Consider the following 21,680-nt stretch of genomic DNA (forward strand, 5'->3'; position numbering starts at 1 on the left):
GGACGGGCTCAGGCCTGTGTGCTGGTGCGGTACTGGCGCGGCGTCTGGCCGGCGGCGGCGCGGAAGGCGCGGCCAAAGGCGCTCTGGTCGGAATAGCCGAGGCCGAGCGCGATGTCGGATAGCGGTTTCGAGCTGTGTGAAAGCTCGTGGCAGGCAACCCGCGTGCGGCAACGCTCGAGGAGTTCGGAGAAGGTGGTGCTTTCGTCGACGAGGCGGCGATGCAGGGTGCGGCGCGACAGGCCGAGCGTGCGGGCAATCGACACCTGATCGGTTGCCTCACCGCCAAGCCGGGAAAAGATCATCGCCGTTACGCGGCGTGAAACCGGCTGCAAGCGGCGCTGGTGATGAAGCCGGTCGGTAAGTGCGGTGGTGCATCTGCGGTGCAGGCCAAGATTGGCCGCCTGCATCGGCCGGTCGAGCAGGCCGGCGGGAAAGGTCAGCGCATTGGTGAGCTGGCCGAACCGGCACTCGACGCGCGACGTCTCGCAATAGCTTTGTTCCGCCCGGTTCGGATCGTGCTCGAAACTGAGCACCTCGGGTACCCAGTCGGCGCCGACCGCGCGGCGGATCAGGCCATAGAAGATCGACAGGGTGAATTCGGCGTCCTGGCGGCGCGGCCAGATGTCGGGATTGAAGATGCGATAGCTGAGCGTGGCGCGGTCATCCTCGACCGTGAGGTTGACCTCGGAATCGCTCTGGATCAGTTCGGTGAAGCCGGCGAAGGTGCGTAGCGCGGCGCCAAGCGTCGATGCGGTCAGGATCGAGCGGCCGATATCGCCGAGATAGAGCAGGTCGAAGGTGCCGCCGGTGGTCCAGCCGACGTCGGACATGCCGACCGCGGCGCCGGCTTCATAAAGCGAGACGAAGGAAACCAGCGGAATTTCGAGGTGCGGCGTGTGCCATGCCGAGCCGGGAACCCGGTGCGGTTCGCCGAAACGTTCGCGATCGATGCCGCGGTCCTGCAGACAGCGGTCAAGTTCGCTCAAGGCCCCCGAAACGATGGTCGCGTGCGCGGTCATTCCTCGTCGATCCGACCTCCTGCCGATATGCCCCTGCCGGCGGTGCTGATTTGTCCGAAATGTCAGTCCGTTTGAGCGCTGGTGCGAACGCCATTATGTTGCTGCCGCATTTTTCGGCAGACAAGGCCATTGTTCGCTGATTGTGCAAATTCGGCAAAATCTGTCGAGAAATGCGCTCTCCCCGCGTCGTTTACTCTTTGCGACATTCCGCCACAGGCATGATCTTCGGCGAAATTCGGCAGCCGGTCAATTGCCTCACTGTGCGGGTGCGAAGAGGGGAAATCGCGGGGTTTGTCGCATGGGCGCGACCGGACGGGACGCAAACGCGTTCGATATCGGTGTTGTGGGAGGTGGACCGGCGGGGTCATTCGCCGCGCTCCTCTTTGCGCGCGCCGGCCGGTCGGTGGTGCTGATCGATAGCGATACGGCAAAGCCGCGCATCGAGGGTCTGTCACCGCGCGTCGCCGCCCTCTTCGCCCGCCACGGCCTCGACCCGCAGGCGCTCGGTATCGGGCCGCGGGTGACGCGGCGTTCCTTCTGGAGCGGCACCGCGGAAACCGGTAATGGCGAGCATCTGGTCGAGCGACAGGCCTTCGACCGGGCGCTGCGGTCGGCGGCGTCACAGGCTGGCGCGCATTTCATTGCCGCACAGGTGAAGACCATCGAGACCGGCAATGAGGGCTGGCGGGTTCTTTGTCTCGACGATGGTGAACAGATTGCGGTCCGCCGGGCGATCGACGCGCGCGGCCGCCGCGCCCCGATGGCGTCGGAACGGGTGCGCGGGCCGGCGACGCTGACGGTCGGCGGCTGGCTTTCCTCGGACGCGGCATCGGCTGCGACGACGACGGTGCCGTGCCGCGACGGCTGGTTGTGGCATGCCGATTTCGGCGACGGCCGGGCCTGGCTGCAGGCCTCGTTCGACGGCAAGGCGGAAGCCGGCGGCGTCGACCTTGCGGCCCGTGTCGAGGCCATGCTCGGCAGCGACGAAGCGCGTGCCGCCTTCGGCCGTCGTCTCTCCTGTCCCGCCGATCTTCTGGCGCGCAACGCCGACACGGTGCTTGCCGCGCCTGAACTCGATCCCTCGCATATCCGTATCGGCGATGCCGCCGTCGGCCTCGACCCGCTGTCGGGCCACGGCATGTTCTGGGCGATCTCGTCGGCGCTCGCCGCCGTGCCGGTGATCGCTGCGCTCGACGAAGGCACGCCCGAGGCCATCGATCTTGCCAAACGCTTCTACGCCGAACGCATCGCCGACACGTTCTGGCGCCAGGCGCGGGTCGGGCGCGATTTCTACCGGCTCGAGGAGCGCTTCGCCGATGCGCCGTACTGGGCGGCTCGGCGGGCGTTCCCCGACGATCTGCCGTCGCACGCGGAGGGCGCGGGGCTCAGCATCGGCCGCGCCGTCATCGTCGAGAACAACCGGCTTTGCGAGCGCGCGGTGGTGCGCACCGAACAGAACCCGGCCGGGGTCGCCTTCGTCGCCGGCATCCCGATCGTTCCGGTGATCGAGGAGATTGGCCGGCGCGGCGCGTGCGGCGCGGGGCTCGAAGATTTGCAGAAAACCTGTTTCCCCGAGGCGTCGCGCGATCAGGCGGCGGCTCTTTTCGGTTGGCTCGACAGCCAGGGATTGATCGCAAGGAATTCGGATCACTCATGAACGGAGGGCGTGAGGAATGAAAGAACTGAAGAGTTTGACTGCAGGGGCCGGCCGGCCCGGCTTCGCCCGCTGGGCGGGGGCGGTGCTCGGCGGCGCCTTGCTGCTGGCCTTGCCGGCGGCACCGGCGAGCGCCGAGGACGGGTTGCTCAACCGGCTGTGCGCGGGCTGCCACGAGGCCGATGCCAATGGCGGGCTGTCGCGCATCAAGGGGCAGCGCAAGACGCCGGAAGGCTGGCTGATGACCATCGTGCGCATGCGCCTGTTCCACGGCCTCGACATCACCGGCGATGAACAGCGCCAGCTGGTGCGGGAATTGTCGGAGACCAATGGTCTGGCGCCGTCGGAAACGGCGGATTTCCGCTATATCCTCGAACGCAATCCCTCGACGGTCGAAGCGCTCGACCAGCAGATGGGCGAGATGTGCGCGCGCTGTCACTCCGGTGCGCGCGTCGCCCTGCAGCGGCGCACGGCGGAAGAATGGTCGCTGCATGTCGACTTCCATGTCGGGCAGTGGCCGACCATCGAATATCAGGCGCTCGGCCGCGACCGCGAATGGTTCAAGATCGCCAAGACCGAAGTCGCGCCGAAACTCGCCGAAGCCTATCCGTTCGAAACGGATGCCTGGACGGCCTGGAAGATGGCGCCGCGGGCCGATGTGCGCGGCGACTGGGTGTTCACCACGCGCCTGCCGGGTGTCGGGGAAACCTATGGCCGCATGACGGTGTCGGGCGATGCCGAGCCCTATACGGTGATCGGTTCGGTCGTCGGGGCAAACGGCAACTGGACGCCGATGCAGGGCAAGGTGTCGGTCTACACGGGCTATGAATGGCGCGCGGCCGTCACCATCGCCGGCGAGAAGTTCTCGCAGGTGTTGATGCTCGGCGACAAGGGCGGCAGCCTCACGGGCCGGCAATTCCTGACCGATGAGGATCCGCTCGGCGGCAGCTTCCAGGCGGCCAAGGTTGGCGCCGGTTCGCGCGTGCTTGGTATCGTGCCGTCGGCGGTGCGCTCGGGCGGCACGGCGACCGTACAGGTGGTCGGCGCCGATCTCGCCAATCCGACGGTGACGGGTCCGGTGCAGCCGGCCGGTATCGGCTTCAACAATTTCGGCTTCGCGCTCAATCTGCAGTCGGCGCCGGGCGCGAACGCCAAGGTGGCGGTCTCGGGCGCGGGCTGGACGACGGACCTCGCGGTCTATGGCAAGGCCGACGTGATCAAGGTCGAGCCGGGCTACACGATCGCGCGCGTCGGCGGTGGCGGCGGACGTACCCCGCCGGTCAAGGCGATGTTCATGGCGGTTGGCTACTGGGCCGGGCCGGATGGACAGCCGGGCACGCCGGACGACATCCGCATCGGCGAAGTGCCGGCGAACTGGGCGGTCGAACCGTTCGACGCGACGGCGGAAGAGCTCAAGGACGTGAAGTATGCCGGCACCATGGACGCGGTCTCGGGCATCTTCACGCCGGGTCCCGCCGGTCCCAATCCCGAGCGGCCGTTCTCGACCAACAATGCGGGCAATCTGAAGATCGTGGCCGACAGTGGCGGCATGCGTGGCGAGGGACAACTCATCGTCACCGTGCAGCGCTGGAACGATCCGCCGATCCGCTAGGGAGAATGCATCCATGGGCATGCTTGTCTTTCAACCCCAGAACGCGCATCGCGTGAATGTGGACGGCCGTGACCTGCTGTTCCACGTTCCCACGACGTCGCTGTTCGAGATCGACGCCCTCGACGGACAGGTCCTCGACCTGCTTGCCGAGCGCGGATCGGTCAGCCAGGGAGATGTGCGCGACCGCTTTGCCGACCGCGCCGATCCCGGCACGGTCGCGGAACGGCTGCGTTCGTTCCTCGACCTCGACATCGTCACCGACGGACGGCCGCCAAGCGCGGAACGCCCGCCGGTGACCATCGAGAACTTCCCGCTGACGACCATCGTTCTCAACGTCAACACGGGCTGCAATCTGTCCTGCACCTATTGTTACAAGGAGGATCTCGACACGCCGAGCGCCGGCAGGCGGATGGCGTTCGAGACGGCGAAGAAGTCGATCGAGCTGCTGCTCAAGGAGAGCCCGGACCGGGACCGCTACAACGTCGTGTTCTTCGGCGGCGAACCGCTGTCCAATCTCGGGCTGATCCGCGAGGTCGTCGCCTTTGCCGAGGAGCGCTTCGGTGATCTCGGCAAGAAGGTCGACTTCACGCTGACCACCAACGCCACGCTGCTGACGCCGGAGATCGTCGACTGGCTCGACGCGCACCGCTTCGGGCTGACCATCTCGATGGACGGGCCGAAGGCGCTGCACGACAAGAACCGTAAGACGGTCGGCGGCAAGGGCACCTATGACGTGGTGGCGGCGAAGGCGCGGATGCTGCTGGAGCGCTACAGCTCACGCCCGGTCGGGGCGCGGGTGACGCTGACCCACGGGGTCACCGACGTGATCGCGATCTGGGATCACCTGAAGAACGGGCTCGGCTTCGCCGAGGTCGGCTTCTCGCCGGTGACGTCGGGCCCGATGTCGGCCTTCAACCTGACGGGCGACGAGCTGAGCGATGTGTTCGAGCGCATGAAGGCGCTTGGGCGGATCTATCGCGATGCCGCGCTCGAAGGGCGCAATATCGGCTTTTCCAACATGCACCAGCTGATGACCGACCTCTATGAGGGCCGGTCGAAGGCGCTGCCCTGCGGCGCCGGGCTTGGCATGCTGGCGGTCGATCACGCGGGCGAACTCAACCTCTGCCACCGTTTCACCGGCTCCGACATGGAGACCTACGGCTCGGTGGACGAGGGGATCGCCAAGGCGCGGCTGTCGCGGTTCCTGGAGGATCGGGCGGAGCGCGGCGACAAGGGCTGCGAGACGTGCCGCATCCGCAATCTGTGCGCGGGGGGCTGCTATCACGAGTCCTACGCTCACTTCTCGGACCCGACCAAGCCGACCTACCACTATTGCGACCTGATGCGCGACTGGATCGATTTCGGCATCGAGGTCTACGGCGATCTGATTGCCGGCAATCCGGCTTTCTTTACCGACACCATCATGCCGCGGAGGGCTTTTGGCAAATGAAACACCTGAAGGCACTGAACCAGAAAGCCGACCGCGTCAAAAAGGCGGTCGAAGAAGAGAAGATGGACGAAGTGCGCGCGATGCAGACCATCGTCGCGGGCTGCGCCTCGACGCTCGATCCGGGCTGGGAGGTCGATCCGTTCGGCGGTGTGGCCGCGCTCTGCCAGCCGATGGAGGCCGATCTGTATGGCTGTTCCGATCCGTGCTGGTGGCCGGCGCAGGTGCCCGACACCATCAACTCCTATCCGGACTGGAACGCCAAGGCCGACAACGCCGCCAAGGACTGGCGCGCGCTCGGCACGGTGTTCCCGGACGACAGCGACGTTTGAGCGGCAAGGAGATATCCATGAAACTTGTGAAAACCCTGTTCCTTGCCGCCTCCACGCTCGCCGTGGCGGTGCTGCCGGCGGCGGCCAAGGACTACCTCGTCACCATCACCAAGCCGGGCAATCTCTATGTCATCGACGCAGCCGACCGCTCGGTGACCAAGGAGTGCAAGCTCGACTTCAACGTCATCCCGGCGATCATCGCGATGTCGCCGGACAACAGCATCGCCTACATCCTCGGCGATCGCTGGGGCGGCGTGTTCGGCGTCAACATCGACAGTTGCGAGACGGTGTTCTCGGCCAACCAGTCGTATGACGACGTGCGCTCGCGGGTGATCGGTTCGCTCGCCGTCTCCAAGGACGGCAAGGAGATCTACACGATCCGCAACCGGACCCGCATTCTGGTCGACCGCTATGAGGTGCTCGATCCGGAACTGGTGGTCTACGATTCCTCGGCCGGACTCGACGCCAAGCCGATCCGGACTTTCCCGGCGCCGCGCCGCATGACGATCATGGCGACCGACCGCAAGGGCAAGCTCTATGTCGGCGGTCACGAGCTCTACGAGATCGATCCGGCAACCGGCGCGACCTCGGTGAAGATCGCCAATGCGTCGTGGGATCGGCCGACCTATTCGCCGCCGGATGTGCTCGCCTTCTGGCCGGTCGGCACGCAGAACGACGAGTTCCTGCTGCTGTATTCCGCGGCGAAGTTCGCCAACGACAAGCGTGAGGAAATCGCCGACTTCGTGTGGGGCTACGAGAGCGTCAACCTGACCACCGGGGAATCGCAGATCGCCGACTTCGCGAGCTTCGAGGTGATCATGTTCTCGGCGGTGCGCAATCCGAAGGCGCCGAACGAGCTCTATGGCGTCTATACCCAGCTCTCCAAGCACGATCTCGAGAAGAACGAGTTGGTGAAGCGGGTCGACCTGCCGCACACCTACTACTGCGTCAACATCTCGTCCGACGGCAAGGAGATCTACGTCGGCGGCACCAATGACGACATCGGCGTCTACGACGCGTCGACGCTGGAGCGGATCGGCGAAGTGCGCCTGCCGTCGGGCGGCGACATGGCGGCCGGCACGATGCATGTGATCTCGCGCGGCGGGTAGAATCGCTGTGAGACGACAAGGGGCGGTGCCGCGACATGCGGTGCCGCCCTTTTTCGCGCCTGAAACGGCGCTGATACCATGCCGTTTTCCGTTTTTCCCCGCGTGCTTTATCCTCCGTACATGACTGCATCGGCTTCCCCTTCCGGCCAATCGACGGCCTCGCCCGGTTCCGGTTTCCTCGGAACGGTGCTTGCCGTGCTGTTCGGGTGGCCGGCGGCCACCTGGCTGACACCGCTGATGCGGCCCTATCTCGGCGCGCTCGGTTTTCTCTTCGCGCTGGCCGTTGTCTCGGCGCTTGCCGCGCTGGTGCCGCCCTATCTCACCAAGCTCGTCATTGACGAGGGGCTGATGGCGCGCGACGCCGAAAAGCTCATCCAGTGGTCGGCGGCGTTCTTCGTTTTCGGTCTTGCGGCGATGGGGCTCGGTGCCGCCAACAGCATTCTGCACATGCGGTTCTCGGTGCGCATGCTGGCCGATATCCGCAGCGCCGTGCTCGACAATATCCTCGCCCAATCGCCGCGCTGGCATGCCGGGCGGCGGATCGGCGAGACGCTCAGCCGGTTCGATGCCGATGCCGGCGAGGTGCAGCAATTCGCCTTCAATGCGCTCTTGAGCGGCACCGGCAATGTGCTGCGGCTGATTGGCGGGGCGGCGATGCTGTTCGTGCTCGAATGGCGGCTGGCGGTGATTGCGCTTCTACTCGCACCGCTCGAATTCCTGTTCTTTTCCTGGGCACGTCCGAAGACGCAGGAGCGCGCCCGCGAGGTGCGCGCCGCGCGCGGTACGCTGGCGAGCCGGGTTGCCGAAACCGTCGCCGGTCTGCCGGTGCTGCAGGCGTTTCGCGGCGAGGATCAGGCGCGCGCGGCCTTTCATGGCGAGCAGGGACGGCTGATCGACGCGCTGCAGCGTTCGCAGGTTTGGGGCGAGGCGACGCGGGCCGTGCCGACCGTGCTGACCGCGTTGGTGCGGGCGGCTGTTTTCATTCTCGGCGGGCTTTGGGTGATCGCCGGCGATTGGCCGCTCGGCTCGCTGATCGCCTTTTCCGCCTATCTCGGTTTCCTCATTGGGCCGATGCAGGCGTTGATCGGGCTGTGGCACGCGCAGGCGCGGATGACCGCGAGCCTTGAGCGGCTGATGGCGCTGGCGATCGCGCCGGCCGACATCGTCGACCCGGCTCTGCCCGTGCCGCTGCCGGACGGACCGGGCGAGCTTCGTCTCGAAGTGGTCTCGGCAATGGTGCCGGGGCGCGAGCGGCCGCTGTTCCACGATCTCGACGTCACGTTCCCGGCCGGCGCGCGCATTCATCTGACCGGGCGCTCCGGTGTTGGCAAGTCGACGTTGATCGCGCTTTTTCAGCGCCATCTCGATCCGAGCGAAGGACGGGTGACGCTCGACGGCGCCGATCTTCGAACGCTCGCTCTTGCCGAGTTGCGGTCGGCGATCGCGGTCGTGCCGCAGGCCGGTTTTGTTTTTCACGGAACGGTTGCGGAAAATCTGCGCATCGGTTCGCCGGACGCTTCCGACGATGCCCTGTGGGAAGCTTTGCGGGCGGTCGAACTCGCTGACGCAGTCGAATCCCGGGGAGGGCTTTTGGCGCCGATCGGCGAGCGCGGTCTCGACCTTTCCGGCGGCCAGCGGCAGAGGCTTTCGCTGGCGCGGGCGTGGTTGCGGCCGTTTCGGGTCCTCGTTCTCGACGAGAGCCTGTCGGAGGTCGATACCACCACGGCTGCACGCATAGTTGCGAATTTCGACGTGCGCTTCGTAGACAGAACCCGGATCATCGTGACTCATGGCCCGGTCGACGGCTACGGGGGCTTTGACCGAATCGTCGATCTGGATGTTCTTGCCGGGGTTACGAACTGATGACTGCTACGGTCACCGTCGGGCTTATCGACGGGGCGATGGAGGAAGACTCTCCCGCCCTTATTGGACAGCACTGGATTATCGAGGAAACGCGCGAGGGCCACGGGCCGGCGCACGCCGAGGCGCTGGCGCAGACGATCCGCTACCACGCCTCGTCGGTGCGCTTCATCAACGCGGTGGTGTTCGGTGGCGGGCTGACCTGCAAGCGCGCCGACGTGATCGCGGCGATCGACAAGCTGCTCGAGGACCCGCCGCGCATCATCCATTGCAGCTTCGGGCTGGCGGAAAGCGACGACGAACTCGCGGCTGCCTTCGCCCGCGCGGTGAAGGCCTGCGACGCGGTCGTCGCCTCGGTTCCGGCGCGCGGGGAAAAGACTTTCCCAGCGGCCTATCCTGGCGTCATCGCGGTGCAGGGCGATGCGCGCTGCGGACCGCGCGAACTCTCCTATCTGGCGACCGACCGGGCCGGTTTCGGCGCCCATGTGGTTGCCGTCGGCAACGAAATCGTGCGCGGATCGAGCGCCGCCGCCGCCCATGTCACTGGCAAGATCGCGGCGATGCTGGCCGCTGGCGCCGACATTCGCGACACGCTCGACACGCTACGCCTGACGGCGGCCTATGTCGGTCCGGAACGGCGGAGCTGACGTCCTTTTTATCTGTTGACGCTTCCCCTTCGCCGCGGCTTGACCTAACAAGTTGGCAGGGGCGGATCGTGCGGTAGATGCCGCAAGACCGGGAGAGCGCGATGGGCAAAAGTTCGTATCCTCAAGGGTCGGACGGTGTCGGCGCAGGCGGCGGCCTATGGTCGTTCGCGGCGCGCGCAACGGCCATGCTCATCGTTTTTCTCGCCCGTCTGGTCACCGGCGTTCAGGCCAACTGGATTGGCACGCGGCCGGATCCCTGCCGGCGGGTCTATTTCGCCAATCACACCAGTCATGGCGACTTCGTGCTGATCTGGACGGTGCTGCCGCCGGCTCTGCGCGATCGTACGCGGCCGGTCTCCGGCGCCGATTACTGGCAGACCTCGGCGCTGCGCCGCTTCATCGGTACGGACGTGTTTCGCGCTGTGCTCATCGAGCGCAACCGTGGCGCGGTGCGCGGCGATCCGATCGGCCAGATGGCGGCGACGCTCGATGCCGGCGACTCTCTGATCCTGTTTCCTGAAGGCACCCGCAACATGAGCGACGAACCGCTGCTGCCGTTCAAGTCGGGGCTGTTCCGGCTCGCCACCGCCCGCCCCGAGATCGAGATGGTGCCGGTGTGGATCGACAATATCTCGCGGGTGATGCCGAAGGGTGAGTTGCTGCCGATCCCGATCCTGTGCGGGGTGACCTTCGGCACGCCGTTGACGTTGTCGCCGGATGAGGAAAAGAGCGAATTCCTCGACCGGGCACGCGACGCGCTGCTCGCGCTTGCGCCGCATTACGGGGAGGACAACGTATGAGCGCCGCGTCCCAGACGCTCGCCCTCTTTGGCGGCATCTTCGCCCTTCTGGTGATCGCCTCGGCGGTCGGTTTCTGGCTCGATCGGCGCCATGACGGCCCCGATCCGGTCGTCGACAATCTGAACGCCCGCATCCGTGCCTGGTGGATCATGGTGGCGACCATCGGCATTGCCTTCCTGTTCGGCGCCGGCGGTGTGGTGTTCCTGTTCTTCTTCGCCTCGCTGACGGCGCTGCGCGAATTCGTGACGCTGACGCGCACACGGCGAAGCGATCATTGGGCGCTGGCGGTCGCCTTTTTCGTCATCCTGCCGCTGCAGTTCTGGCTCATCTATATCGAGTGGTACGGGCTCTATTCGGTGATGATTCCGGTCTATGCCTTCCTGCTGCTGCCGATCCTTGCGGCACTGCGCGGCGAGACAACCCATTTCCTGGAACGCATCGCGGAGACGCAATGGGCGTTGATGATCGCCGTGTTCTGCGTGTCGCATGTGCCGGCGCTGGCGACCCTCACGATCCCCGGTTACGAGGGCCGCGAACTCTTGCTGATCGCCTATCTGGTGCTCGTCGTGCAGATCAGCGATGTACTGCAATATGTCTGGGGCAAGCTACTCGGCAAGCGCCGCATCGCGCCGAGCCTGTCGCCGTCGAAGACCTGGGAAGGCTTTGCGGGCGGGGTGGCGAGTGCCGTCGTCATCGGCACGCTGTTGTGGTGGATCACGCCGTTCTCGCCGATGCAGTCGGCCGGGATGGCGCTGATCATCACGCTGATGGGGTTCTTCGGCGGGCTCGTCATGTCGGCGATCAAGCGCGACCGCGGCGTCAAGGACTGGGGCCGGCTGATCGAGGGCCACGGCGGCATGCTCGACCGGCTCGACTCGGTCGTCTTCGCCGCGCCGGTGTTCTTCCACGTCACCCGATATTTCTTCGCGCTCTAGATTCACGCGTATCCTTGTCCGAAAACCGGTTCCCACTTTTCGGGGATACGCTTTGTCCTCCTCACGACGACAGTGCATGAAAAGTGTCGCTGCGATCCACCCTTGCGGGCTCGCGTGTGGCCCCGTAAACCTGATGGCGGATTTTTCAGGGCTCCGTTCGGCCCGATATTTGATGACGACATGAGGCGTGGCATGACGAAATCGGTTTTGGGCGTGATCGGCGGATCGGGCATTTACGAGCTTCCCGGGCTCGAAAACGCGCATTGGAAAAACGTCGAGAGCCCGTGGGGGACGCCGTCCGACGAGCTGCGCATCGGCGAGATCGACGGCATGACCGTCGTCTTCCTGCCGCGCCACGGACGCGGTCACCGCTATTCGCCGAGCGACATCAACTACCGCGCCAATATCGACGTGCTGAAGCGTGTCGGCGTCACCGACATCATCTCGGTGTCGGCCTGCGGCTCGCTGAAGGAGGAGCTGGCGCCCGGCACCTTCGTGCTCGTCGACCAGTTCATCGACCGCACCTTCGCGCGCAACAAGAGCTTCTTCGGCAAGGGCTGCGTCGCCCATGTCTCGATGGCCAATCCGATCAGCCCGGGGCTCGCCGACCGGATCGAGGAAGCGGCCAAGGCGGAAAACCTCAGCTACACGCGCGGCGGCACCTATCTGGTGATGGAAGGGCCGCAGTTCTCGTCGCTGGCCGAAAGCCACCTCTATCGCTCGTGGGGCTGCGACGTCATCGGCATGACCAACATGCCGGAAGCCAAGCTCGCCCGCGAAGCGGAGATCTGCTACGCCTCCGTCGCGATGGTGACGGACTACGATTCCTGGCATCCCGACCACGGCGAGGTCGACGTCACCGCGATCATCAAGGTGCTGCACGACAATGCCGATCACGCCCGCCAGCTGGTGGCGCGGGTGGCGCGCGATTTCCCGCGCGAGCATCCGGCCTGCCCGATCGGCTCGGACACGGCGCTCGAATACGCCATCATGACGGCACCGGAGATGCGCGATCCCGAATTGCTCGCCAAGCTCGACGCGGTCGCCGGCCGGGTTCTGCATCAGCGCGGCTAGATTTGGCCGCACCCTTCCTCGTCATTCGAAATCAATCTGCCAAAATCTGGAGTACGGAAGCATGGAACTGCGGCGCGGTCTGGACCTGAAGGCGCTCGTGCGCACCATTCCCGACTATCCGAAGGCGGGCGTGATGTTCCGCGACATCACCACACTGCTCGCCGATCCGGCGGGCCTGCGGGCGGCCGTCGACGAGCTGGTGTGGCCGTTCTTCAAGGCCAAGGCGCAGATCGACATGATCGTCGGTATCGAGGCGCGCGGCTTTATCCTCGGCGGCGCGGTGGCGCACGAAATGGGCCGTGGATTCGTGCCGATCCGCAAGAAGGGCAAGCTGCCGCACAAGACCATCGGGCAGGACTACGAGCTCGAATACGGCGTCGACACGATCGAGATCCATGCCGACGCGATCCAGCCGGGCGACCGGGTGCTTTTGATCGACGATCTGATCGCCACCGGTGGCACGGCGGTCGCGGCCATCGACCTGATCCACCAGTCGGGCGGCGAGATCGTCGCGGCGGCCTTCGTCATCGACCTGCCGGATCTCGGCGGCGCGGCGCGCCTGCGCGACAAGGGCGTCGCTGTCCACACGCTGATGGAATTCGAAGGCGACTAAACCCCAAGTCCCTCACGCCGCGGTTTCGGCCGGGGCGTCGGGTTCTTTTGCTTCCGACTTCTTGCAGCGCTTGCCGAAGCCGGCCGGGCGGAAACGGTCCGGGACCAGGCAGGCGATCTTGTCGACTGCGCGCAGCGCACGCTGGCCGCGGTTCAGTTCGCGGTCGAGCGCCGCCATGGTCTTCGGCAGGTCCGGGTCTTCCTCATCGAGCCACACAGCGACCACACGGGCGAAGCCGACGGCAAGGCCCTGCGCCTTGATCAGGCCGCTGGTGCCGGAGGAGTCGATCCCGGCGGCAGCCAGCATCCAGCCCTGCGAGACGACGGCAATGCGGTTGAAGGCTGCGGCCAGCATCGGGTCGCGCTTGGCCGCGCACATCAGGTTGCGCAGTGCGTCGCGATAGGGCGCGAGGTGATCGAGGCGGGTCATCAGCACGTCGAACAGGCGGTCGCGAGCCGGCTCCCCGGCCATGTCGTCGGAGCCCTGTTTCAGAACCGCGGTGTCGATGCGCCGGGCGAAATCCTCGACGATCTTGATGCGGCCGTCATAGGCATCGCGCAGCGTGGCGAGATCGACGCCGGCTGCTTCGGCGACGACCGGCAGGGTCATCTCGTCCCAGCTTTTCGCGGCGGCGAGCGTCATGAAGGATTCGACGATTTTCTTGCGGGTCTTCTCGGTGGCCATGCTCGGTCTCCCTTTCGCACTCTCGATAGAAGATAGGGCGCGAAAGGGGCAAGCAAAAGGCACGGAACCGTGAACGGGCTCCGCGCTGCAATCATGGTTTGCGAGAGATTATTCGGCCGGCTGGTCTGCCGGCTGGCGCGAGAAGATGAAGACGCGCAGGCCGAGATAGCGCCGCGTCACCCAGTAAAGCGCGGTTGCCTCGAACACCATGGAGAAGGCGGTGGCGACGGCGGCGCCCATCAGCCCGAAGATCGGGATCAGGATGAAGCACAGCGTCGCGTTGAGCAGGAACGTGCCGCCGTACACCGAGGCGGCATAGTTCTGCAGATGCGCCATGGTCAGCAGCGATTCCACGGGTCCAAGCGAGGCGCGGGCCAGAATGCCGATGACCAGCACGAACAGGAGCATGTAGCCGTCGGTGAAGCCGGCGCCGAACAGCGACAGCAGCGGCTTGCCGGCGACCATCAGCATGGCGGCGAGCGCCAGCGAGGGCCAGAAGGTCCACGACACGGAATCGCGCACCATGCGGGCGAGCCCGGCCGTGTCGCCGGAATGGTAGAGCTTCGAGAAGCGATGGGCGGTTGCGACGCGGACCGAATAGTGGACGAAATGTACCAGCGCCAGCGTCTTTGCAGCAGCAAAGTAGACGGCGACCTGATCGTGCGAGACGAGCTGGCCGAGGATGACCACGTCGGTGCTGGTCAAGAGGATGAAGAAGCCTTCGACGAACAGGATCGGCACCGAGATGCGGATCCATTCCATCGCGTGATACTCGCGCGGGCCGGGGTCGATCTGCTCGCGGGTGCGGCCGCGCAGCATGAGAAGCTGGGCGACGGCTGTGAACCAGGTCGCGCCGATGGCGGCGACGCAGGCCGTGGTGGCATCGAGGTCGGCGCCCATGAGGCCGGCCACGAACATCAGCGACAGGATCAGAACCGGACGCCAGAGATAGGTCGGCGCGAGCGCCAGATCGGTCCAGTTGAAGGCGCGGCAGATGCCGTCCTGCACTTCGCTCAGCGTGAACAGCGGCAGGCAGACCGCGGCGAGATAGACCGGCAGCACGTAGTGACTGGAGATCACGTTCTCGAACAGGTAGGCGCCGAGGATGCCAAGTCCGGCGACGACGGTCGCGAACAGCACGGCGATGACCCGGCTGCCGACGAGCAGGCCGCGCAACTGGGAGAGTTTCTCGGTGGCGAGAAATTCCGGAATGAGCCGGATCACCGAGGTGGCAAAGCCGAGATGGACGAGGGCGCCAAGAATGAGCACCCAGGTCCAGACCACGACGAAGATGCCGTATTCGAAGCTGCCCATCCAGCGGGCGAGGAAGATCTGCGAGAGGTAGGCGATGGCCGCGCTGGCCACGCGCACGGAAAAGGCGACGAGCGCCATGCGCCCGGCTGCCGACCGGTCGTCGGTGTCCGGCGACGTCGGTTTGATCACTTGCAGGAGCGGAGCGATGCGCTCCAGCACAGGCGAAGGGATCAACCGGCCTGCCGCAGCAGCCAGCGATGAACGCATTCCGAGCTCCTCATGGCCTCCCGTTGTCGAGGGGACCATCCCATAGAACCTTTAAGATTCCGTGCGCGGATTGTTTCTGAAAATTCAGCCTATTGCGGCCAGTCGCCGCTACAGGACGCCGGGCAGACGGTGGAGCGGAATGCGGCCGAGCGGGATGATGCCGAGCGAGACCGCGCCGTCGACGACCTTCACGGGCAGCTCGACCTGGGTTTTCCCGGCAACCTCCGAACGCTTGCCGAAACCGCTCACGGCGCCGGCGATGCTCTTGGCGAGCGGGCTGTCGGGCGGCAGCAGGCGCGCGAGAAGGGGGGCGAGATGGTCCGGGTCCTCGACGATCAGGTCCAGTTCGCCATTGACGCCTGTCGCGGCATCGGCCGTGAGCGTGCCGCTCACCGACAGGCGCGTCGTGCCGTCGGTCAGGGTCGCGCGCTCGATGGTGAGTTCGCGCGGCTCGGCGGTCAGCATCAATGGTGTGCCTCCGGCCCGTTCCGGGTCGGCGAGCCTGATCAGCACTTCACCATCGAGCGGGAATCCGTCGTCGCCGGGGCTGAGTTCTTTGGCGACCAAAGCGACATCGCGGCGGCGGTTGGCGCCTTCGCCGACGTAGCGGGTGTGCGCCTCAAGGACTTTCGACGTCAGATCGGCGTTGAGGCCGAGCGCGGCGAAGCCGTCCAGATGGGGGTTCTCCAGTGCGACGGAGACGGCATGGGGATCCTCGACGCCGAGTTTGATGCTCGCCTGGGCGAGTTTCCATTCCGCCCGGCCGTCGGGCGTCAGTCCCAGCGGATTGATCGTGGCGGGACCATCGGCTTCAGCGATGATGTGCTGCGGCTGATAGATCAGGGCGACGGCGCGGGCGGCCTTCAGCGACAGGCGGCTGCCGTCGGGGCGGGCGATCTCAAGCGGTGCACAGGCGACGCGGATCTTGAACGGCCAGCCGCCGATCGAGCGGTTGCCGCAGGTGATCGTCGTTCCTTCGGCCGCCTGGCGGGCGATGACATCGTCGAAACCGGCGTCGACAAGATCGGCGCTTATCCACCAGAAGGCCGACCAGCCGGCAACCACGACAACGATGGCGATCAGAAGCCCGCGCATGCCGCGCGCGCTCTTGGCCGGCTTTTCGGTTTCGCTGTCGGTCACGTCTGTTCTCCTGGCGGTTCTGGCCGTCTATCGCGATTTGCATATCCCGTTCGGGCATCGGGGGATAGCATTTCCCGGTCCGCATGGTCTATGACGTGGCCGTCACGAAACGGGTGCGGGCATGCAGGATTTGTGGGTTTTCGGATACGGGTCGCTGATGTGGCGGCCGGGATTTGCCTTTGAAGAGGCGGTTCCCGCGCGCGTGCACGGCCTGCATCGCAGCCTCTGTGTCTATTCGTTCCACCATCGCGGCACGCCGGAAAAGCCCGGCCTCGTGCTCGGTCTCGATCAGGGCGGTTCGTGCCGCGGGCTGGCGTTCCGTGTCGCGCCGAAAGATCGCGAGGAAACCATCGCCTATCTGCGCGAGCGCGAGCAGGTCACCATGGTTTATCGCGAGGTCGAGCGCCGCGCCCGGCTCGACGATGGCAGCGGGCGGGCGATCACCGTGCTGACCTATGTGGTCAATCACGGCCACGAGCAATATGCCGGCGTGTTGCCGCTCGAGCGGCTGGTCGAGATGGTGGCGCGCAGCGCCGGCCAGTCAGGGCCGAACCGCGATTATGTGTTGAACACCGCGGCGCATCTCGACGAACTCGGCATCCACGATCCGACCTTGTCGGCGGTCGCGAAGCACCTGCCGGAATAATCCGCTGCAAGCGTTGGATTAGCCTTCCGACTTGCCGCCTTCGAGCTTGGCGAGGCGTTCTTCGAGTGCCGCAACGCGTTCGGCAAGGTCGGAGGCTTCGGCGCGGGCGTTGGCGGCGAGTTCCTTGACGGCCTCGAAATCCTCGCGCGGCACCAGATCCATGTCGGCGACGAAGCGTTCGAACTGGCTGCGCGCCATGGTGCCCGCCTCGCGCTTCATGCCCTGGGCGACGCCGGCGGCATCGTTCATCAGCTTGGCGAATTCATCGAACAGGCGATTGCTGGTCTGGGTCATCGTCGGTCTCCCGGTCGGGTCGAGCCGGCTTGGAGCCCGGCCGCGACCGCTTCGTTTGTCCCCGCAGATCAAACCGTGCGGGCTCGCAGAACAGGTAAGCCGGTTGCCGGCGAATTTCAACCAAGGCGGTTTGTCGCCGAGGCTTGACGGACGCCGGCCCTGCGGCCAAGGTCGCCGCGGTTTTCAAGAGGTCGCCGATGCCAACCGCCATCCTGCCCTATCCGGCCATCGATCCGGTGCTGATCGAGATCGGCCCGCTGGCGCTCCGCTGGTACGCGCTCGCCTATATCGCCGGCATCATGATCGGCTGGTGGTATGCGCGCCGGCTGGTGATGAACGATCGTCTGTGGGGGGCGGTCAAGCGGCCTACGGTTCTGCAGATCGACGACTTCGTGTTGTGGGCGACCATCGGCATCGTGTTCGGCGGCCGGCTCGGCTATGTGCTGCTCTACAAGCCGGCCTACTACGCGGCGAACCCGCTCGACATCGTCAAGGTCTGGGAAGGCGGCATGGCGTTCCATGGCGGTATTCTCGGCGTCACGGTTGCGATGACCCTGTTTTCGCGGCTGCGCGGGCTCACCGCCTGGACGCTGTTCGACGTCATCTCTGCCGTCGTGCCGATCGGCCTTTTCTTCGGGCGCATCGCCAATTTCGTCAATGCCGAACTCTATGGCCGGCCAAGCGATGTTTCCTGGGCGATGGTGTTCCCGACCGACCCGCTCGGTCTGCCGCGCCACCCGAGCCAGCTCTACGAGGCCGCGCTCGAGGGGCTTTTGTTGTTCGCCTTTCTCGCCGTGCTGACCCATATGCTGTTGCGGTTTCGCCGGCCCGGTTTCGTCACCGGCGCCTTCGTTGCCGGATACGGCGTGGCGCGCATCGTCGCCGAGCTGTTCCGCATGCCCGACGACCATCTCGGCTTCCTCGCCGGCGCTCTGACCATGGGCATGGTGCTGTCGATCCCGATGGTGATCGTCGGTGCCGCCGTCATGTTTTTCGCCGCCCGCCGGGGCGGCCAGTCGTAAATACGGGAGCTTCCCAAAATGTCCGCACCGCTCAGCGTTCGTATCAGTACCCAGATCCGCGCCGCCGGGCCGATGTCGATTGCCGCATATATGGCGATCTGTCTCGGCGATCCGGAGGAGGGCTACTACATGAGCGGCGATCCGTTCGGCAAGGAGGGCGATTTCGTCACCGCGCCGGAAGTGAGCCAGATGTTCGGCGAGCTGATCGGCCTGTGGAGCGTCACCAACTGGCTGGCCATCGACAGCCCGTCGCCGGTCAATGTGGTGGAGCTGGGACCCGGCCGTGGTACGCTAATGGCCGACTTTCTGCGCGCCGCCTCGCTGCGCCCGGATTTCATCAACGCCGCCGACGTGCACATGGTCGAGATGAGCCCGGCGCTGAAGGAGATGCAGCAGCGCACGCTCGACGGCGCGCCGATTCCGCCGCGCTGGCACGAGAATTTTGACGACGTCCCGGACGGGCCGCTGGTGCTGGTCGCCAACGAGTTCTTCGATGCGCTGCCGATCCATCAGTACGAGATGCGCGACGGTGTCTGGCGGGAACGGGTCGTCGGCTTCGATGATGAGGGCGAACTGGCCTTCGGGCTCGGTGCCGGCACACTCGATGCCGCAGATGTGCCGCCGCTGCGCGGTCCGGTCGGCGAGGGCAGCGTCATCGAGACGCGCCCGGCGGGGACGGCCATCATGCAGCAGATCGCCGCGCGCATCGTCGCCCATGGCGGCCTTGCGCTGATCATCGACTATGGCCACGCGGAAAGCGCGCCGGGCAACACGCTGCAGGCGGTTGGCGAGCATGAATACGCCGATCCGCTGGAAAAGCCGGGCGAGGTGGACCTCACCGCGCATGTGGATTTCGGCGCGCTGAAGCGGGCGGCGGAAGCCGCCGGTGCCGCCGTGCACGGACCGCTGGTGCAGGGCGAGTTCCTGCTTCGCCTCGGGTTGCTGGAGCGTGCCGGTTCGCTCGGCGCGAAACAGGAGGAAGAAGTGCAGAACAAGCTGCGCGCCGAAGTCGAGCGGCTTGCCGGCAGCGAGCAGATGGGCACGCTGTTCAAGGTCATGGCCGTTTCGCGGCCCGGTCTTGCGCTGCAGCCGTTTGGCGGCTAGTCGCCTGAAAGAAGCGCGCGGGACGGCAGGCTTTGCGTAACCCGCGCGAGGGGAGAACCGATTTGATCACCGCATCCGAACTGGCCGCGCTTGCCGGCGTCCGGCACGGCTTCTTCACCCGCGATGGCGGCGTGTCCGAGGGGCTTTATGGCAGTCTCAATATCGGCCTTGCCTCGAACGACGAGCCGGCGAATGTTGCGGAAAACCGGCGCCGCGTGGCAGCCGCGCTCGGTGTCGAGGCCGAACGGCTGGTGATGCCCAATCAGGTGCATTCGCCCGATGTCGCGGTCGTCGATGCTCCGTGGGCCGAGGGTGAGAAGCCAAAGGCGGATGCGGTGGTGACGGCAACGCCCGGTCTTGCCATCGGGGTGACCACGGCGGATTGCGGACCGGTGCTCTTTGCCGATGAAAAGGCGCGCGTCGTCGGTGCGGCGCATGCCGGCTGGCGCGGTGCGGTCGGCGGGGTGCTTGAAGCGACCATCGAGGCGATGGAAAGTCTTGGCGCCAAACGGGCGCGCATCGTTGCCGTGCTCGGGCCGACGATCTCTGGACCGGCTTATGAGGTCGGGACGGAGTTCCTCGACCGGTTCCTTGCCGAGAGCCCGCTCAATCTGCGCTACTTCAAGCGCGGCGAGCAACAGGGCCGCAGCCTGTTCGATCTGCCGCGTTACATCGTCGACCGGCTGACCAATGTGGGCGTTCAGGGATCGAGCCTTGGCCTGTGCACCTATGGTGACGAGGCACGCTTCTTCTCCTACCGCCGCATGACGCATCGCGGTGAGGCGGACTATGGCAGGCTTGCCTCGGCCATCGCTCTCAATGACGAGACGCGATAGACTTTTTCAAACATCATTTTCAGGAGGCACAGATGGCACTGCATTTTTCGCCAGAGGAATTCGCCGCACGCCGTGCAAAGGTCGAGGCAGAGATGGCCGAGCGCGGTCTCGATGCGTTGCTCGTCTTTGCTCAGGAGAGCATGTACTGGCTCACCGGCTTCGACAGTTTCGGCTTCTGTTTCTTCCAGTGTCTGGTGGTGCGCCGCGACGGCAAGCACGTGCTGGTGACCCGGGCGCCGGATCTGCGCCAGGCGCAGCACACCTCCAACATCGCCGATATCCGGGTGTGGTCGGATCGCGGCAGCGCCAATCCGGTCGACAGCCTGAAGGACGTGCTGCACGAGCTCGACCTGCTCGGCGAAACCCTCGGCGTCGAATACAACACGCACGGGCTGACGGCGCATAATGGCCGCCTGCTCGATACGGGTTTGGCGAGTTTCGCGAAGCTGACGGACGCGTCCGACCTGATCCCCACGTTGCGCACGATCAAGTCGCCGGCGGAAGTCACCTATGCCCGCGAGGCCGCGCGCCTTGCCGACAACGCGTACGAAGCCGGCCTTGCCGAAATCCGCGAAGGCGGCGACGAGGGCCGCATTCTTGCGGCGATGCAGAGCGCCGTGTTTGTCGGCGGCGGCGACTATTCCGGCAACGAATTCATCATCGGCTCTGGACCGGACGCGTTGTTGTGCCGGTCGAAATCGGGACGGCGATCGCTGTCGGCCAGCGACCAGATCACGCTCGAATTCGCCGGCGCCTATCGGCGCTACCATGCCGCCTTGATGCGCACCGTCATCATCGGCGACCCGACCGACCGTCACCTCGAACTGCACGAAGCGGCGGTCGCCGCGCTCGCCGAGGTGGAAGGTGCCATGCGGCCGGGCAACACGTTCGGCGATGTCTTCGAGGCGCATGCGCGGGTGTTCGATCAGCGTGGGCTGGCGGCGCACCGGCTCAATGCCTGCGGCTATTCGCTTGGCGCGCGCTACGCGCCGTCGTGGATGGATGCGCCGATGTTCTATCGCGATAACAAGACGCCGATCGAGCCGAACATGACGCTGTTCACGCACATGATCCTGGCGGATTCCGACAGCGGTACGGCGATGACGCTCGGCCGTACCTATCTGACCGGCGAGGGCGCGCCGGAACCGCTGTCGCGTCTCGATCTCGATCTGACCGTGCGATAGGGGCAGAGGCCGCCCGGCGCGGCGGCTTTGTGGATTTGGCAACCTATATTGGCTAGAAGAAAAGCGGGGCCGGTCCGAAATTGCCGTAGGTTTTCGGCATCGCGGGCGTTGTGGAAGGACGGGACATGACGGAATTCACGGCACAGC

The 21,680-nt window shown here is 65.7% G+C and carries 21 protein-coding genes; 16 read left to right on the forward strand and 5 right to left on the reverse strand.

The genetic code is table 11. The annotated features are described in order from the left end of the window. Positions 1-8 precede the first annotated feature (8 nt). A complete protein-coding gene (locus tag C0606_09540; protein PLX38436.1) occupies positions 9-1,019 on the reverse strand; it encodes an AraC family transcriptional regulator in 1,011 nt (336 codons plus the stop codon). A gap of 298 nt (positions 1,020-1,317) precedes the next feature. Here C0606_09540 and C0606_09545 point away from each other — a divergent pair, with 298 nt between their 5' ends. The 11 genes from C0606_09545 (at position 1,318) to C0606_09595 (ending at position 13,102) form a co-directional block, all read left to right on the forward strand. Then, a complete protein-coding gene (locus C0606_09545) occupies positions 1,318-2,676 on the forward strand; it encodes a pilus assembly protein CpaE (protein ID PLX38437.1) in 1,359 nt (452 codons plus the stop codon). Between the two features lie 16 nt (positions 2,677-2,692). Next, positions 2,693-4,285 (forward strand): quinohemoprotein amine dehydrogenase subunit alpha, encoded by a 1,593-nt coding sequence (gene peaA, locus C0606_09550; GenBank protein ID PLX38438.1) that lies wholly within the window; start codon positions 2,693-2,695, stop codon positions 4,283-4,285. 13 nt (positions 4,286-4,298) lie between these two features. Next, on the forward strand, positions 4,299-5,735 hold the full coding sequence (gene peaB / locus C0606_09555; protein ID PLX38439.1) for a quinohemoprotein amine dehydrogenase maturation protein: 1,437 nt from the start codon (positions 4,299-4,301) through the stop codon (positions 5,733-5,735). After that, positions 5,732-6,064: a quinohemoprotein amine dehydrogenase gene (locus tag C0606_09560; protein ID PLX38440.1), complete on the forward strand. Its 333-nt coding sequence runs from the start codon at positions 5,732-5,734 to the stop codon at positions 6,062-6,064. Before peaB ends, C0606_09560 begins: the two co-directional genes overlap by 4 nt. Positions 6,065-6,081: 17 nt before the next feature. Beyond that, complete coding sequence (gene peaD / locus C0606_09565; protein PLX38441.1) at positions 6,082-7,173, forward strand: quinohemoprotein amine dehydrogenase subunit beta; 1,092 nt, start codon at positions 6,082-6,084, stop codon at positions 7,171-7,173. Positions 7,174-7,251: 78 nt separating this feature from the next. Continuing rightward, positions 7,252-9,036, forward strand: coding sequence for an ABC transporter ATP-binding protein (locus C0606_09570; protein PLX38442.1), 1,785 nt, complete (start codon positions 7,252-7,254; stop codon positions 9,034-9,036). After that, positions 9,036-9,680 carry a hypothetical protein gene (locus C0606_09575; GenBank protein PLX38443.1) on the forward strand — a complete coding sequence of 215 codons (645 nt, stop codon included), beginning with the start codon at positions 9,036-9,038 and terminating at the stop codon, positions 9,678-9,680. The genes C0606_09570 and C0606_09575 overlap by 1 nt, the downstream gene beginning before the upstream one ends. 101 nt (positions 9,681-9,781) lie before the next feature. After that, complete coding sequence (locus tag C0606_09580; protein ID PLX38444.1) at positions 9,782-10,480, forward strand: 1-acyl-sn-glycerol-3-phosphate acyltransferase; 699 nt, start codon at positions 9,782-9,784, stop codon at positions 10,478-10,480. After that, positions 10,477-11,415 carry a phosphatidate cytidylyltransferase gene (locus C0606_09585; protein PLX38445.1) on the forward strand — a complete coding sequence of 313 codons (939 nt, stop codon included), beginning with the start codon at positions 10,477-10,479 and terminating at the stop codon, positions 11,413-11,415. The genes C0606_09580 and C0606_09585 overlap by 4 nt, the downstream gene beginning before the upstream one ends. A gap of 192 nt (positions 11,416-11,607) precedes the next feature. Next, positions 11,608-12,489, forward strand: a complete 882-nt coding sequence (locus tag C0606_09590; GenBank protein PLX38446.1) for an S-methyl-5'-thioadenosine phosphorylase — start codon at positions 11,608-11,610, stop codon at positions 12,487-12,489. Positions 12,490-12,550: 61 nt separating this feature from the next. Beyond that, positions 12,551-13,102, forward strand: coding sequence for an adenine phosphoribosyltransferase (locus C0606_09595; GenBank protein PLX38447.1), 552 nt, complete (start codon positions 12,551-12,553; stop codon positions 13,100-13,102). 12 nt (positions 13,103-13,114) lie between these two features. Here C0606_09595 and C0606_09600 read toward each other — a convergent pair whose 3' ends face one another. The 3 genes from C0606_09600 to C0606_09610 form a co-directional block, all read right to left on the reverse strand. Beyond that, positions 13,115-13,786 (reverse strand): TetR family transcriptional regulator, encoded by a 672-nt coding sequence (locus C0606_09600; GenBank protein PLX38448.1) that lies wholly within the window; start codon positions 13,784-13,786, stop codon positions 13,115-13,117. A gap of 108 nt (positions 13,787-13,894) precedes the next feature. Continuing rightward, positions 13,895-15,346, reverse strand: a complete 1,452-nt coding sequence (locus C0606_09605; protein ID PLX38449.1) for a multi antimicrobial extrusion protein MatE — start codon at positions 15,344-15,346, stop codon at positions 13,895-13,897. A gap of 69 nt (positions 15,347-15,415) precedes the next feature. Further along, complete coding sequence (locus tag C0606_09610; GenBank protein PLX38450.1) at positions 15,416-16,447, reverse strand: hypothetical protein; 1,032 nt, start codon at positions 16,445-16,447, stop codon at positions 15,416-15,418. Between the two features lie 121 nt (positions 16,448-16,568). Between C0606_09610 and C0606_09615 the strand changes: the two genes are divergently transcribed. After that, the gene (locus C0606_09615) at positions 16,569-17,093 is read left to right on the forward strand and encodes a gamma-glutamylcyclotransferase (GenBank protein ID PLX38451.1); all 525 of its coding nucleotides are present in this window, start codon (positions 16,569-16,571) and stop codon (positions 17,091-17,093) included. Positions 17,094-17,111: 18 nt separating this feature from the next. On the opposite strand, the gene C0606_09620 is transcribed toward C0606_09615, so the two are convergent. Beyond that, entirely contained in the window at positions 17,112-17,387 is a 276-nt protein-coding gene (locus tag C0606_09620) for a hypothetical protein (protein ID PLX38452.1), read from the reverse strand. Between the two features lie 197 nt (positions 17,388-17,584). On the opposite strand from C0606_09620, the gene C0606_09625 reads away from it, so the two are divergent. The 4 genes from C0606_09625 (at position 17,585) to C0606_09640 (ending at position 21,533) form a co-directional block, all read left to right on the forward strand. After that, complete coding sequence (locus C0606_09625) at positions 17,585-18,409, forward strand: prolipoprotein diacylglyceryl transferase (protein PLX38777.1); 825 nt, start codon at positions 17,585-17,587, stop codon at positions 18,407-18,409. Between the two features lie 18 nt (positions 18,410-18,427). Beyond that, a complete protein-coding gene (locus C0606_09630) occupies positions 18,428-19,513 on the forward strand; it encodes a methyltransferase (GenBank protein PLX38453.1) in 1,086 nt (361 codons plus the stop codon). Between the two features lie 62 nt (positions 19,514-19,575). Beyond that, positions 19,576-20,349: a peptidoglycan editing factor PgeF gene (locus C0606_09635; GenBank protein ID PLX38454.1), complete on the forward strand. Its 774-nt coding sequence runs from the start codon at positions 19,576-19,578 to the stop codon at positions 20,347-20,349. 32 nt (positions 20,350-20,381) lie between these two features. Continuing rightward, positions 20,382-21,533 carry a Xaa-Pro dipeptidase gene (locus C0606_09640; GenBank protein PLX38455.1) on the forward strand — a complete coding sequence of 384 codons (1,152 nt, stop codon included), beginning with the start codon at positions 20,382-20,384 and terminating at the stop codon, positions 21,531-21,533. Positions 21,534-21,680: the final 147 nt, after the last annotated feature.

This window comes from Hyphomicrobiales bacterium (assembly GCA_002869065.1).
Classification (GTDB): domain Bacteria; phylum Pseudomonadota; class Alphaproteobacteria; order Rhizobiales; family Rhodobiaceae; genus Rhodobium.

Bases quoted from the DNA above. Each gene is read 5' to 3' on its own strand.
- peaB (PLX38439.1), top strand. From the start codon at position 4,299: ATGGGCATGCTTGTCTTTCAACCCCAGAACGCGCATCGCGTGAATGTG.
- C0606_09575 (PLX38443.1), top strand. From the start codon at position 9,036: ATGACTGCTACGGTCACCGTCGGGCTTATCGACGGGGCGATGGAGGAA.
- C0606_09625 (PLX38777.1), top strand. From the start codon at position 17,585: ATGCCAACCGCCATCCTGCCCTATCCGGCCATCGATCCGGTGCTGATC.
- C0606_09540 (PLX38436.1), bottom strand. From the start codon at position 1,019: ATGACCGCGCACGCGACCATCGTTTCGGGGGCCTTGAGCGAACTTGAC.
- C0606_09630 (PLX38453.1), top strand. From the start codon at position 18,428: ATGTCCGCACCGCTCAGCGTTCGTATCAGTACCCAGATCCGCGCCGCC.
- peaD (PLX38441.1), top strand. From the start codon at position 6,082: ATGAAACTTGTGAAAACCCTGTTCCTTGCCGCCTCCACGCTCGCCGTG.
- C0606_09590 (PLX38446.1), top strand. From the start codon at position 11,608: ATGACGAAATCGGTTTTGGGCGTGATCGGCGGATCGGGCATTTACGAG.
- C0606_09580 (PLX38444.1), top strand. From the start codon at position 9,782: ATGGGCAAAAGTTCGTATCCTCAAGGGTCGGACGGTGTCGGCGCAGGC.
- C0606_09585 (PLX38445.1), top strand. From the start codon at position 10,477: ATGAGCGCCGCGTCCCAGACGCTCGCCCTCTTTGGCGGCATCTTCGCC.
- C0606_09595 (PLX38447.1), top strand. From the start codon at position 12,551: ATGGAACTGCGGCGCGGTCTGGACCTGAAGGCGCTCGTGCGCACCATT.
- C0606_09615 (PLX38451.1), top strand. From the start codon at position 16,569: ATGCAGGATTTGTGGGTTTTCGGATACGGGTCGCTGATGTGGCGGCCG.
- C0606_09600 (PLX38448.1), bottom strand. From the start codon at position 13,786: ATGGCCACCGAGAAGACCCGCAAGAAAATCGTCGAATCCTTCATGACG.
- C0606_09620 (PLX38452.1), bottom strand. From the start codon at position 17,387: ATGACCCAGACCAGCAATCGCCTGTTCGATGAATTCGCCAAGCTGATG.
- C0606_09570 (PLX38442.1), top strand. From the start codon at position 7,252: ATGCCGTTTTCCGTTTTTCCCCGCGTGCTTTATCCTCCGTACATGACT.
- C0606_09605 (PLX38449.1), bottom strand. From the start codon at position 15,346: ATGGTCCCCTCGACAACGGGAGGCCATGAGGAGCTCGGAATGCGTTCA.
- C0606_09640 (PLX38455.1), top strand. From the start codon at position 20,382: ATGGCACTGCATTTTTCGCCAGAGGAATTCGCCGCACGCCGTGCAAAG.
- peaA (PLX38438.1), top strand. From the start codon at position 2,693: ATGAAAGAACTGAAGAGTTTGACTGCAGGGGCCGGCCGGCCCGGCTTC.
- C0606_09545 (PLX38437.1), top strand. From the start codon at position 1,318: ATGGGCGCGACCGGACGGGACGCAAACGCGTTCGATATCGGTGTTGTG.
- C0606_09560 (PLX38440.1), top strand. From the start codon at position 5,732: ATGAAACACCTGAAGGCACTGAACCAGAAAGCCGACCGCGTCAAAAAG.